The 12,597-nt window shown below is 65.1% G+C and carries 14 protein-coding genes; 5 read left to right on the top strand and 9 right to left on the bottom strand.

The genetic code is table 11. From position 1 onward, the window contains the following. Window positions 1-19: 19 nt before the first annotated feature. The gene (locus FHU35_RS27740) at window positions 20-835 is read right to left on the bottom strand and encodes an SAM-dependent methyltransferase (protein WP_145745097.1); all 816 of its coding nucleotides are present in this window, start codon (window positions 833-835) and stop codon (window positions 20-22) included. A gap of 212 nt (window positions 836-1,047) precedes the next feature. On the opposite strand from FHU35_RS27740, the gene dprE2 reads away from it, so the two are divergent. Both dprE2 and FHU35_RS27750 read left to right on the top strand, forming a co-directional pair. After that, window positions 1,048-1,791, top strand: a complete 744-nt coding sequence (dprE2, locus tag FHU35_RS27745) for a decaprenylphospho-beta-D-erythro-pentofuranosid-2-ulose 2-reductase (RefSeq protein ID WP_145745099.1) — start codon at window positions 1,048-1,050, stop codon at window positions 1,789-1,791. A gap of 70 nt (window positions 1,792-1,861) precedes the next feature. Then, window positions 1,862-2,644: an isocitrate lyase/PEP mutase family protein gene (locus tag FHU35_RS27750; RefSeq protein ID WP_145745101.1), complete on the top strand. Its 783-nt coding sequence runs from the start codon at window positions 1,862-1,864 to the stop codon at window positions 2,642-2,644. On the opposite strand, the gene FHU35_RS27755 is transcribed toward FHU35_RS27750, so the two are convergent. From FHU35_RS27755 to FHU35_RS27765, 3 genes are all read right to left on the bottom strand, one after another. Continuing rightward, complete coding sequence (locus tag FHU35_RS27755) at window positions 2,599-3,342, bottom strand: dienelactone hydrolase family protein (RefSeq protein WP_145745103.1); 744 nt, start codon at window positions 3,340-3,342, stop codon at window positions 2,599-2,601. The genes FHU35_RS27750 and FHU35_RS27755 overlap by 46 nt on opposite strands. 125 nt (window positions 3,343-3,467) lie before the next feature. Next, complete coding sequence (locus FHU35_RS27760; RefSeq protein ID WP_145745105.1) at window positions 3,468-4,472, bottom strand: peroxidase-related enzyme; 1,005 nt, start codon at window positions 4,470-4,472, stop codon at window positions 3,468-3,470. A 53-nt stretch (window positions 4,473-4,525) separates the two neighbouring features. Then, window positions 4,526-4,930, bottom strand: coding sequence for a VOC family protein (locus tag FHU35_RS27765; RefSeq protein ID WP_145745107.1), 405 nt, complete (start codon window positions 4,928-4,930; stop codon window positions 4,526-4,528). A gap of 78 nt (window positions 4,931-5,008) precedes the next feature. Here FHU35_RS27765 and FHU35_RS27770 point away from each other — a divergent pair, with 78 nt between their 5' ends. After that, a complete protein-coding gene (locus tag FHU35_RS27770) occupies window positions 5,009-6,049 on the top strand; it encodes a nucleoside hydrolase (protein ID WP_145745110.1) in 1,041 nt (346 codons plus the stop codon). Between the two features lie 89 nt (window positions 6,050-6,138). Here FHU35_RS27770 and FHU35_RS27775 read toward each other — a convergent pair whose 3' ends face one another. Beyond that, window positions 6,139-6,600, bottom strand: coding sequence for a very short patch repair endonuclease (locus FHU35_RS27775; protein WP_145745113.1), 462 nt, complete (start codon window positions 6,598-6,600; stop codon window positions 6,139-6,141). 109 nt (window positions 6,601-6,709) lie between these two features. On the opposite strand from FHU35_RS27775, the gene FHU35_RS27780 reads away from it, so the two are divergent. Both FHU35_RS27780 and FHU35_RS27785 read left to right on the top strand, forming a co-directional pair. Beyond that, the gene (locus FHU35_RS27780) at window positions 6,710-7,957 is read left to right on the top strand and encodes a DNA cytosine methyltransferase (protein WP_145745115.1); all 1,248 of its coding nucleotides are present in this window, start codon (window positions 6,710-6,712) and stop codon (window positions 7,955-7,957) included. A 351-nt stretch (window positions 7,958-8,308) separates the two neighbouring features. After that, on the top strand, window positions 8,309-9,349 hold the full coding sequence (locus tag FHU35_RS27785) for a NaeI family type II restriction endonuclease (protein WP_145745117.1): 1,041 nt from the start codon (window positions 8,309-8,311) through the stop codon (window positions 9,347-9,349). A 562-nt stretch (window positions 9,350-9,911) separates the two neighbouring features. Here the strand turns inward: FHU35_RS27785 and FHU35_RS27795 are convergent. The 4 genes from FHU35_RS27795 to FHU35_RS27810 are packed head-to-tail and all read right to left on the bottom strand — an operon-like array spanning window position 9,912 to window position 12,490. Next, window positions 9,912-10,721 (bottom strand): hypothetical protein, encoded by an 810-nt coding sequence (locus tag FHU35_RS27795; protein ID WP_145745119.1) that lies wholly within the window; start codon window positions 10,719-10,721, stop codon window positions 9,912-9,914. A gap of 4 nt (window positions 10,722-10,725) precedes the next feature. Beyond that, on the bottom strand, window positions 10,726-11,889 hold the full coding sequence (locus FHU35_RS27800) for a hypothetical protein (RefSeq protein ID WP_145745120.1): 1,164 nt from the start codon (window positions 11,887-11,889) through the stop codon (window positions 10,726-10,728). Window positions 11,890-11,891: 2 nt separating this feature from the next. Beyond that, window positions 11,892-12,179 carry a hypothetical protein gene (locus FHU35_RS27805; RefSeq protein WP_145745122.1) on the bottom strand — a complete coding sequence of 96 codons (288 nt, stop codon included), beginning with the start codon at window positions 12,177-12,179 and terminating at the stop codon, window positions 11,892-11,894. Next, window positions 12,176-12,490, bottom strand: a complete 315-nt coding sequence (locus tag FHU35_RS27810) for an SAV_915 family protein (protein ID WP_145745124.1) — start codon at window positions 12,488-12,490, stop codon at window positions 12,176-12,178. Before FHU35_RS27810 ends, FHU35_RS27805 begins: the two co-directional genes overlap by 4 nt. Between the last annotated feature and the right edge of the window lie 107 nt (window positions 12,491-12,597).

The following is a 12,597-nucleotide window of genomic DNA, read 5'->3' on the forward strand; positions in this document are numbered from 1 at the left end:
GGGGAGGCGCCCCTTCGCGTCAGGGCTTCCGGCCGACTCCGCCGAGCAGGTTGAACTCGCCTTCCGAGGGCTCGGTCAGACGCGGGCCGTCCGGCCACCAGTCGAAGAGGTTGACCAGGCCGGGCTCGATCATCTCCAGGCCCGTGAAGAGCTCCTGGATCCCTTCGCGGCTGCGGTAGAAGCAGCTGCTCATCATCGAGTTGAACTTGACCTCCGACTCGTCGGCGAGCTGCGCGCGCGAGCTGCCGTCGGCCGGGTTGTGCAGGTGCGAGATCGCCAGGTAGGAGCCGGACGCGAGTGCGTCGAGGTAGCTGCGCATGATCCCGGCGGGATTGTCGGCGTCGGCGACGTGGTGCAGCGTGTTGCTGTGGATCAAGCCCACCGGCCGGTCCAGGTCCAGGTGCTTGCGGACCGTTTCGTGGTTGAGGACCTCGTCGGGCTCGCGCAGGTCCGCCACGGCGAAGTGGGTGAACTCGTTCTCCTCCAGCAGCGCGCGGCCGTGCGCCGCGACCGAGGGGTCGTTGTCGACGTAGACGACCGTGGCCTCGCTGTTGATCCGCTGCGCGGCCTGGTGGGTGTTCTCCGCCGTCGGCAGGCCCGATCCCAGGTCCAAGAACTGATCGACACCGGCGTTGCCTGCCATGAAGCGCACCACGCGGATCAGCCAGGCGCGGCACTGCCTGCCGACCTGGACCGCCTCGGGGACGAGCTCCTGGATCTGCCGAAGCACTTCCCGGTCGACCTCGAAGTTGTCCTTGCCGCCGACGAACGCGTCGTAGACGCGCGCGATGCTGGGCTTGGTCGTGTCGATCTGCGGGGGTCGGGCGTCAGACATGAGAGTGGTCCGCTCGGTTGCTTCGTGTGGAACGATCTCGCACATAGAGTATGCGGAGCGGTGAAAGGGGTAAACAGCCGTCCGGTCTTACCGGTGGTGAGCTGCACGACTGAGTCGGTCCAGAGGCTCTTCGCGAGTCGGAAACCGTTGTCCCGCAAGCAACCGGGGGTCACCGGCAACGGCGTTGCCGGGGGAGTGGCAGGATGACCGCGATGAGCGGAGCGGTACTGATCCTGGGTGGCCGGAGCGAGATCGGCGTGGCGGTGGCCGACCGCCTGGTGCGCCGCGGCAACGGCAAGGTGGTCCTCGCGGCGCGGCGTTCGGCCGACCTCGACGGCCAGGAGGCGGCGCTGCGCGAAGCGGGTGCCACCGAGGTCGTGCGGGTCGAGTTCGACGCCGCCCAGCTGGACACCCACGAAGCCCTGCTGCGCGATGTCGCGCGGGACCACGGGCCGATCGACACCGCCGTCATCTCCTTCGGCATCCTCGGTGACCAGCAGCGCGCCGAGTCCGAGGCCGCGCACGCGGTCGACGTCGTGCACATCGACTACGTCGCTCACGTCAACGTCCTCACGCACCTCGCGAACCTGCTGCGCGAGCAGGGCCACGGGAAGATCGTGGTGTTCTCCTCGGTCGCCGGTGTGCGGGTCCGCCGCGCCAACTACGTCTACGGCTCCGCCAAGGCCGGGCTCGACGGGTTCGCCAACGGACTCTCCGACGCGCTGGTGGGCAGCGGTGTTTCGCTGCTGATCATCCGGCCGGGATTCGTGATCGGACGGATGACCACGGGAATGGACCCGGCTCCGTGGTCCTCGACGCCCGATCAGGTCGCCGACGCCACCGACAAGGCGCTGGCGCGAGGACGACGGGTCGTCTGGGTCCCCGGCATCCTCCGCTGGGTCTTCGCCGCCATGCACTACGTCCCGCAACCGCTCTGGCGTCGCATGCCCCGCTGAGCGGCCATTCGAATTTCGAAGCTCGGCGACCCGGCTCCGCATGTCGGTCCCGGCCTCTACGGTGCTGCGCATGGACTTCCACGCGCTGCACGCCGGCGTCCAACCCTTGGTCCTGCCCAACGCCTGGGACTTCACCACGGCCGCTGCGCTGGTCGAAGCGGGTTTCGACGCGATCGGCACCACGAGCCTGGGGGTCGCGGCGGCGCACGGCGTGCCCGACGGCACGGCGAGCACGCGGCGCGAGACCTTCGACCTGGCGAGTCGGCTCGTCGACCTCCCGGTGCCGATCACCGTCGACATCGAGGCCGGCTTCGGCCTGGAACCCGAGGAGATCGGGGACTACGCGGCCCAGCTCGCCGAGCTCGGCGTCGCCGGGATCAACATCGAGGACGAGCTCTGCGATCCCGAGCTGCACGAGCGGCGGATCACCGAGATCCGCAGCCGAGCGCCGGGCCTGTTCCTCAACGCTCGCGCCGACCCGTACTGGCTGGGGAGCGACCCGCAGCTGCCCGACGCCCTGGAACGAGCCCGCCGCTACGCGGCCGCCGGAGCGAGCGGGGTCTTCGTGCCGGGGATCAGCGCGGAGGACGAGGTCCGGGCGTTGGTGGGCGCGGTCGACGTCCCGGTCAACGTCCTCTACAAGCCGGGGCAGAGCGTCGAAGAACTGGCGGCCATGGGCGTCCGCCGCATCAGCACGGGCTCATTGCTCTACCGCGCTGCGCTGAACGCGGCCGTCAGCACCGCTCGCGAGATCCGTTCAGGCGGCGCGACGGCGGCGGACGTCCCCGGCTACCGAGCCCTGCAGGACTACATCATCGGTGGGCGACGGCGGGGTTCCGGCGGTTTGAAGTGACCGCCGTCGGGGCCGGTCTGCTTGCTGTGCCCAGCTCCGAGGTACTGGCAGAACCAACGGCCGGCGAGGTCGGAGACCTTCTCCAGGGAACCGTGCTCCTCGAAGAGGTGCCCGGCGTGCGGGACGATTTCGATCTTGACGTCGGTCAGCGGCAGGTCGGTCAGTAGTGCGGCGGCTTGGCGGTTGAGGTTGAGCACTTCGCGGTCGTTGCCACCGACGATCAGCAGAGTCGGCGCCTGCACCTCGGCCAGTCCGTCTCCGCCGAGATCGGGACGACCACCCCGCGAGACCACTGAGGCGACCCGGCCGGGACGGCGTGCGGCGGCCCTCATCGCGGCGGCGGCACCGGTGCTGGCGCCGAACAGGCCGACCGGCATGCCGCGGGTGGCCTCCCAGGATTCGAGCGCGTCGATGGCCGGGACGAGCCGATCGGTGAGCAGGTCGATGTCGAAGCGGAACTCGTGCGTGCGCTGGTCGGCGGATGCTTCGTCGGAGGTGAGCATGTCCAGCAGCAGGGTGCCGAAGCCCGCGTGCTGCAGCGATTCGGCGACCGCGCGGTTGCGCGGACTGCGCCGCGAACTGCCGGAACCGTGCGCGAACAAAACCACCGCCCGGGCAGGCGGTGGCATCACGAGGTCCCCTTCGAGTTCTCCGGCAGGGGTTGTGACGATCACGGGTTCGGTCGTGAGCTGAACCATCGGGTGCCTCCCTCGGTTTCCGCTCGTAGGCGGCTACCCCGGCGGGTCCGCTGCGACACGCCGCAGGTCACCCCACTGTCGCCCGGCGGGGCCGGGCACGCAGGGTGGATCTAGGAGTCTCGGACCTACGAGCGCACCGCGTTCCCCAGCGTCATGATCAGCCGGTTGTCCCAGGCGAACATGGAGCCCACGGCCACCAGGTCGTGCACATCGTCGGCGTCGAGGCCGACCGCGTGCAGCCGGCGGATGTCGGCGGCCCCGAGCGCGGCAGGCGTGTAGCTCAGCGCGCCGGCGACGTCGACGACGGCCCGCAGCCGCTCGTCGGCGATCGCGGCGGGCCCCGCTTCGGCGAGCACGACGGCGGTCAGCGGGTCGCCGGAGAGCTCCACCTGCCGCTTGCCGTGCACGGCCGTGCAGTAGCCGCAGCCGTTGATCAGCGAGGTGGCCAGCGCCGCGAGCTCCCGGTCGGCGCGGTCGAGAGCGCCGTGCCCGGTCATGATCGCCTCGCGCAGCAGGGTCTGGGCCGACAGCACTCCCGCGTCGAGCTTGAGCGTCTCGACGAACTCGCCGCCGGGCACGACCCGCGACACCCACCGCATCGACGGGAACGCCTGCTCGGGCGTCGACAGCGCGAACCCGTCGGCCGCCGCACCGGCCTCGATGGTGAGGCGCGGCTGGGACGCGGGACCGTCCCCGGCGTCGGCGACCAGCCGCAGCCCGCTCTCCAGCCGCACCCGGAAGCTCGCGTAGGCGGCGACCTGGGTGGCGGTGACGACCTGGGCGGGGGAGAAGTGGTGGCGCAGCTCGGCGATCTCCTCGGCACCGGCGTCGGCGGGGTCCAGCGCGACCTGCTCGCAGTGCGCCAGCAGGGCCTGCGTCGCCTCGGGCAGCTCGTCCCAGCGCTCGACGTCCCGCACCACCTCGGCGTCGTCGAGCCCGACGGCCACCGAGTCGGCGTAGGAGGGCGTTTCGTTGACCAGCGCGACGCGCAGCGCGATCCGCGCCCGGTCGGCGTGGTCGAGCTGGGACGGGTCTTCGGGTCGGAGCACTGCGGCGTCGGCGTTCTCGGCGGCTTCCCGGACGTCCGGCCGAAGCACGGTGAGCGATCCTGCTGCGCTGACGGTCGTCATCGGCTCCCAATCGAGTCGGAACGGATGGGCAGACCTTAGCGCTGCAAGATCGTTCAGCTGCGCGGGAGGTTGAGCTGCCAGGACACGCCGTAGCGGTCCTCGACCCAGCTGAACTTCTGCGAGAACCCGTAGTCGTCCGGTGGCATCATCACCGCTCCGCCTTCGGAAAGCGCCTGGTGAAGCCGGTCCTGCTGAGCCTCGTCCACGCAGTCGACGTACAGCGACACCGACGGCGTGAAGTTGAAGGGGTGCGACACGGGCGAGTCGATGCACATGTGCTGCCGCCCGCACAAGGTGAACGTGGCGTGCTGCACGGAACCCTCAGCGCCCTGCTCGCCGGGCCCGTAACGGCTGATGGCGAGCACTTCGGCGTCGTCGAACAGGCTGATGTAGAAGTGCATCGCCTCCTCGGCCTTGCCGTTCTGGAACATCAGGAACGTGGAGATCTGCGTTGGCATGTCGCCTCCCTGGTGCGTTGGCTGATCACGGCGCGAGTATTGCGGTTGCGACCGACATCCGCCCGAACAGGAGCCGACATGACCACCCCGAAGGTGCCGATGGTGATCGACACGGACACCGCGCAGGACGACTGCATCGCCCTCCTCGTCGGCCTCCTCGACCCCAGAGCCGACCTCCGCGCGATCACCATGGTCGCCGGCAACGTCGGCTTCGACCAGCAGATCCACAACGCCTTCCTCACCCTCAACGTCGCAGGCCGCCTGGGCTCCGTGCCGATCCACCTCGGCTGCCGACGACCCCTCGTCCGCCCCTGGGAGAGCGCCGAGAACGTCCACGGCGACGGAGTCGGCGGCATGACCATGGACCTGACCGGCCTCGCCCCAGACCCCGAGCACGCGGTGGACGCCTTGATCCGTCTAGCGGCCGAATCCCCGGGCGAACTCACGATCGTCTGCATCGGCCCCCTCACCAACATCGCCACCGCCACGGTCAAAGACCCCACCTTCGTCGACAACGTGAAGGCGCTGTACGTGATGGGCGGCAGCAACAACGCCCGCGGAAACATCACCGCAGCAGCAGAGTTCAACTTCTACGTCGACCCGGAGGCGGCCAAGGCGGTCTTCGCAGCAGGTTTCGACATCACAGTCATCCCCTGGGCACCCCTGACCCTGGACTGCGCACTCTTCGGACAAACCCAACTCGACGAAATCGCAGCCCTGAACACCCCGCTGTCCCACTTCTTCACCCGAGTCTGCGCAGCAACTCTCGACTTCGACCGAAGCGTCGGCATCAACGGAACCACCCACCCGGACTCGCTGACCGCAGCAGTGCTCCTGCACCCCGAGCTGATCACCCGAACTGCTGCATACCACGTTGACGTGGAGACAGCGGGCGAACTGACACGGGGGTATGCGGCAATGTCTTGGGGTGTCCACAACCTGCAGCCGAACGCGACAGTCATCGACGCCGTGGACCCCGCTGGGTTCTACGGCTACATCCGAAGTCTTCTCGCCAACAAGTCAGGAGCTTTCAGTCGAAGTCGCAAGTGGAAGGAACAGGAACGGTGTGACGGTACGTACTCAGAGGTTAGGTATGAGGAAGATCGATCCCTGAGCTGAGTGAACATTGTCCGAGTCAGACACACGGACGCCGAGTTTGCAGCCGATAGTCCGAGCAGCGAGCTAACATCGAACGCATGTTCACGCAGCTATTGGAGGGTGGCTTCAACCCGCGCCACCGCGTCATCGAGGAGTTCGTGCTCCCAGACGCGGATGACGCGCCATCCTTCGCTGCGCAGGGCTTCACCGACGATTCGGTCGCGATCCATGTTGCGGCGAAGCTTCGGTGCCCAGTACCACTCGTTCGTCGTCGGCTGACGGCCGTGCTCAGGGCACACGTGCCAGAAGCATCCGTCGACGAACACCGCGACCTTGCGCGCTGTGAACACGATGTCCGGCTTGACACGCACCCCGTCATCGAGCCGGAGAAGAAGATCTTTTCGGTACCGGTAGCCAAGCTTGTGCAGTGCCTTCCGGAGCCTGACCTCGGGCTTCGTGTCAGCTCGTCGGTTGGCGCGCATGTTGCGGGATCGGCCGGCGTTCAGCGGAGCCGGATAGATGCCCGCGGCGTGCGCTCGCTCACGGGCTTCGCTGAGGTCTTGTTCAGACACGATCACACCAACTGTCAGGCGGTGAGGGCTAGCTCGCGCGTACAAGGCAAGATAACGCCTGCCAGGAGCAAGCCTGACGCACCGTGCCTAGCTGCGAGGAGGGGAACAGATGTCGGACTACGGCGTCGTTGAGATTTGCGCAGGTGCGGGCGGCCAGGCTCTCGGCCTGGAGAAGGCCGGTTTCGAGCACCAGCTCGCCATCGAGCTCGACAGCAACGCGTGCGACACGCTCCGCCTGAACAGGCCCGAGTGGACCGTCAAGCAAGGTGACGTCGCAGATCGGGACCTCTGGAACCCCAGTGACTATCGCGGCGTCTCGCTGTTGGCCGGCGGCGTTCCCTGCCCTCCATTCACGATCGCGGGCAAGCAGCTCGGAGCCGAGGACGAACGGGATCTGTTCGCGTGGGCGATCGAACTCATTGACGAGGTCAAGCCCCGGGCGCTGCTCTTGGAGAACGTTCGTGGCTTGAGCATGCCCAGGTTCGCTGGCTACAGACAGCACGTGCTGGACCGGCTGACCGAGCTCGGTTACGTGGCCGAATGGCAGCTGCTCAACGCCTCGGACTTCGGAGTGCCGCAGTTGAGGCCTCGTTTTGTTTTGGTCGCTCTGCGCCCCGAGGATGCCGCCTACTTCGCTTGGCCCGAGACGGATGAGGAACCTAGCACTGTCGGAGAGGTCCTGAAGGACCTCATGGCAGCCAACGGTTGGGAAGGCGCCGACGAGTGGGCCAAGACTGCGAACAAGATCGCACCGACGATCGTGGGCGGATCCAAGAAGCACGGTGGTGCTGACCTTGGCCCGACCAGGGCCAAGCGTGCGTGGGCCGACATGGGAGTCGATGCTCTGGGGATTGCGAACGAAGCCCCTGGACCCGGAAAAAAGTTCGAGGTCGGACCGAAGCTCACGACCGAGATGGTCGAGCGGATTCAGGGTTGGCTGCCGGACAAGGGATTCCGGTGGAAGTTCGCTGGACGAAAGACAGCTACGTATAGGCAGATCGGCAACGCCTTCCCGCCGCCGGTCGCAGCTGCTGTCGGATCAGCGATCATGCGCGCGTTTCTACACGAAGGCGAGCCGACCCAGCGGCAACCCGTCGAATATGACCCGATTTACAAGGCCTTGCGCGGCAGCGGCGAGTTCATGACGCAAGCTCAGATCGCGCGAGAAAGCGGGCTTGACCTCGACGCCCCAGAGCTGGAGCGTCGGATCAGCATCCTCAGCCGCGATTTCAACGTTGAGATAAGCAACGGTAAGTCCTCGACGGCGTACAAGCTCGGCGATTTCCGGGCTTTCACGGGGCAAGAGAGCCATGCTAGGCACGAGCTCTTCTTGAAGAATCGCGCAAAGGTTAGCTAGCACTTGAAGATAATGAGTGAAGTGTTTGATTTATGGGGGAAGACCCGGCGGGGTCTTCTTTTAATGCGATGACGTACTCTTCGCCGTTGCCCGCAGCGCGGGCGCTGCGGGCAACGTGATGATGCTTTTGCGAATGACTGGCGCGGCACGTGGCAGGGTGGGAGAGCGCAGATGCCGAAACCGGTGACGGCCGGTTCCTGATTCTGCCATGATCAGTGTGTGACTGTGGAACAAGAAGGACTTTGGCCTGAGGAAGCTGCCTGCGGAGTGCCGATGGGCAATGACTCGCGGGGACCTGCGCTCCGTTCGAAGCGGAACAGGTTTAGGGTCCATCCAGCTCCGGAAAAGCCGATGTCGACGGTGCGCCCGGCTCGTTTCGGGATAAGTACACGTGTTGGGGCAGTGCCGCCACCGGATCTGAAACCGATTGTGGACTGGTTCGACGAACAGCAAGACTCCCGCGAGCGTTTCCGTTGGACGCTTCGCGACTCGCTCGATGAGTTGCTAGATGGCCAGCGAACCGGGCGATGGTGCTACCAGCATCTCTCCAAGGCCGAGAAGACGCACCTAGGAACGGCTATCGAGGTAAATCTGACAAAAGAGTTCGACATAGAGTCCGGTGTTGATCTTGACTGGCGGATAGGTGGTATAGATCTCGACTGTAAATTCTCGCGTGAATTCGGTTCTTGGGAAATTCCAATGGAGATGTACCGATGCTCCGCGCACGGAGATCGGTCTGGCAGCGCGGATCACCCGGCGATTCTGGTATGGTTGAACGAAGACTCGTTTCAGTGGGCAGCAGGTCTATTTCGGGTGACCGACGAGCGTTTAAGATGGAAAAGCCGGGGAGGAGCCGAGCCTTCGGAACGTGCCTACAACAGGGACAATAAGCGCAAAATTGAACGAAACTATTTTGGCGAAATTTTCTGGCTATGGGGCGGAATTCAGTTTGATTTACCGGTGAATGTTCTGCTAATGATGGATGACCATCGCAGGGGAAGAATTTTGTCCTCCGGGTCTGGTCAAGAGCGGGTGAATCAGCTATTCCGGGAGGTGACTGGAAAAATTGTTGGTCGCCATACCGTGCTTACGGTGGCTCAGCAGGATGACTCCCCGAAGCGGGCTCGTGATGCCCGGAATGCCTTGCGGTCTGAGGGGATAATTGTTCTGGGTCACCTTTCGGCGCATGTGGAGATAGCAAACATCCTGAAATTGCCGGCTCCGGCAAAGGGGGAGTGGGTATCCGAGCGGTTGGTTGCTGTTGATGTCGATGATGAGCGTACGAAGGTCAAGCTCGATGGGATTTGGTGGGCGATTGCCCGCCCTGGAGAATTGATTCAAGCGGGACCACGGCTCCCGAAGGACGTGCTTCCTGATCAGGCTAGGGATTAGTCGTATGTGGTCACCGGTGCCACTGAGCCTTTTCCGCTTGGGTTCAGGTTGCGTGTATGAGGGTCTGCACCGCGTTGACGAGCAATGTCGCGTGGTGCGGGCATCCGCGGATGCGGCGGAGGATCTTCCAGGTTTTGAACTGGGCGTTCGCCGGGGCTGCGTAGCCGCGCGTGCGCGACGTTGAGGGCCTTCTGGTTCGTAGACAGGCGAGGACGGTCATCGAGTTTGTCCTGGCGCGCCCGGTGGCGTTGTGGGAGTGCGACATTCGTACTTTCGCCGCGCTATGGGCTGTCGGCAATGACACGGATGCCAGCGGCGCGAGGGGCGTCGGTATGCCGTGGTCGCGGGCCGCGCCATGTCATGCCGGGCTCTGGGCAGAGCGGGTGAGGCCCAGTGAGGAGAAGGTCTGGGCATTGGAGATCGCACGGCACTGCAATTAGCGTGGACGTTGGTCGGGATATATCGCTCGGTGTACGTCAAGCACTTCCGGATGGCTGCACACCTGGAGCAGGACGACTGTGTGCCATAAGGCACTACCAGGCCGAACTTGTGCTGGGCCTGATCAGAACGTTTGCTCGCGGACCCGCCGGAGGGAGGTGTCAGTGCCGAGTTCTTCGCGGGCGTTCGGGTTCTCGAGGTAGAAGCGGACCAAGTGGTAGATGAGAGTGGGATCGACCGCCAGGTGGATCGTGTTGATCTCGATCATTGGCACTGGTGGGAGCTTGTCGAGCTTCCACGGGCCCGCTAGCTGCCGTTTCTGCCAAGTCGCATTGCTGTAGGCGACCACGAGAACCTCACGGGTGCCGTTGTAACCGGCCTTGATTCCGGCGAAGGTGTCCCACGGCAGGAAGGACTCGAAGGATCGGCTTTCTTGGTGGATGCCGTCTGGGGTGAGCAGGATTCGTCCTCGGCGAAGTCGGCCGAGGGCGACGAGGACGAAGAAGCTGGCGACGACCAGCGCCGCGGCAGCGGCGAAGAACATCGGTACGCCTGGGGCGAAGGCGTCTTCGCCGGCACGGGCGTAGTCCCAAGCTGCGAAGGCCGCGCAGAGGAACACGCACCCCATCAGTGCGTTGATCAGGCCAAACTGCACGCCGGAGTATTTGATCTCCGTGGCTGGCTGGCCGTTGATCGTGGTGGCGGCGATATCGGCGGCGCGGTGTTGGGGCCGTAGCCGCGTCACGAAGCCGAACGCTGCTGCGAACGAGAACAGCGCCGCGAAGAGCACGGTGTATTTGGTCGCTCCAGTGAGCCCGGTTCCGGCGGCGATGCCACCAACACCAAGGCTCACCACACCCAGCACCACGAGGAACGCGAAGGCGAGGATGAACCGTTGGCGGTTCTCCACTGGCCATTCGGCTGGTACTTCCAAGCGGCTAGAAGACGGCATTCCAGGCATCCTCCGCGGCTCCTCCAATGGCACTCGCCGTATCTCCAACGGCCTCGGCGCCGTCTTCGATGGCACCACCGACTTCGCCGACCCCGTTTTGCCAGATCGAATCGGTGACACCGGATGCGAAGATACCTACCCCGGCACCGACTACAGCGCCGACGGCAGTACCGACAACAGGTACGGGAATCATGGTGCCGACTGCTGCTCCGGCTGCGACTGAGGCGCCGAAACCGACGCCGCCGGAGACCACCGCCTGGCCAACTGGCTTGCCATTGGCGATGTCGTAGGCAACGCCACCCACTGCGAGGGCGCCGCCAGCACGAAAGCCCCACCTCGCCGCTTTTCCGTCGACGTCCTTCGCTGCTTTTGCGACATCGTCGGCTTGATAGGCGGCGGCTCGCCCACGGTCGACGTCGTCGTAGATCGAAGCTGCCGTGGTTCCTGCTGGGGCTGTACGCGCTTGGTCAAGGAGCCTGGCGGCTTCGTCGGTCAGATGCTGAGACTGCTTCTGCAAAATCGATGTGTGCTTCGCAGCGAGGGTGCCAGCTGCGCCGTTGGTGAGGTCTCCGACGACGATGAACCACTTCTGGGTTACGTCGTTCTTCATGTTGACCAGTGTGTCAGCGGCGAGCTTCTCCAGATGCCGTGCTCCGTCGGCATCTTTCTGCGCTTGTTCGTACGCAGCCACTTTAGAGGCGTGATCTGCTGCGGCCTTCGCAGCGCTCTCGTGCGCTGAGACTGCTTCCGGTGTACCTGCCGCTCCACTTGGAGCCGTACCTGGCGTGGCAGGTGCTGGGCCAGGATCCTCGATTACATCGCCAGTGACCGTGAGTCCGGCGCCCGCAGCTCGTTCGCGGATGCCTCGCATGTCGTCTTGAGCGCGGCGCAAGTCCGCTGCGTACCTGTCGAAGCCCTCTGCTGAGGATCTGATGGCGGTGGAGAACTGCTCAGTCTTCTCCGCGGCTGTGCCCATCTTCCCGCTGAAAGCGTCGCCCGCCGGGCCTTGCCACCCGCTGTTCGCGCTGTTCCGGGCGTCGTAGATCCGATTCGTGGTCTGCGCGACGCCGCGCTGGAGCGTCGAACGTAGCCAGTCGCTGATTCCGCGCACGCTCTCGGGATTGCCCTCGATTCTAGTGTCGATAGGCATTGTTACGGCTCCCCCACAGCGTTTCGGAGTTCCTCAGTGGCCTTCGCGTCGTCGCTCTTGTACGTGCGATTGGTCTCCTCGACATCGTCACCGGCGCCAGCCAGACCGAGCACGAGTGAGCTCGCGTTCTCGACCAGGTGTGCCACAACCGCGGCCACAGCCGGTGTGCCTACGCCGGCGTCCGGAGTGCCAGGAATTGATTTGCCCACGCCATCCAGCGCGCTGCTCGCGTCGGAGAACGTTGCCCTGATCGAGTCGAGCGCTGCGTGGTCAACGTAGAACCCGTTCATGACGCGGCTTCCTGTCGGTTCTCCTCGGGAATGAACACATCGAGCAACAACAAGGAAAATGGCCGTACTCGCTGCAGTTCATCGAGACCGACTGTTGGCATCACCAACCAGGGCTGGTTCGTGCCGCAGCAGTGCTGCAGCCGATCCAGAGCAGAGTAGGCGAGCAGTGCGACTCGGCCGTCTCGCGTTTCCCGCATCGCAATCCGCGCCTGGCTCGCATCGGACACTTGCTCTACGCACGGCAGGTAAACGACTGGCGGGAAGTCAGGTGGGATCGGCTTTCCCGCTGGTACGGCTTCGGGTCTGGTCATGGCCAGGTCTCACTCGCTCCACAACAGGGATACAGCTCGCTGACTGAAACCACGCTCGGTCATGCAAGGGGCATAGTCAACCATTCATGGCTTGAAGTTGAGGGGGC

The sequence above is a fragment of the Saccharopolyspora dendranthemae genome (assembly GCF_007829955.1).
Classification (GTDB): domain Bacteria; phylum Actinomycetota; class Actinomycetes; order Mycobacteriales; family Pseudonocardiaceae; genus Saccharopolyspora; species Saccharopolyspora dendranthemae.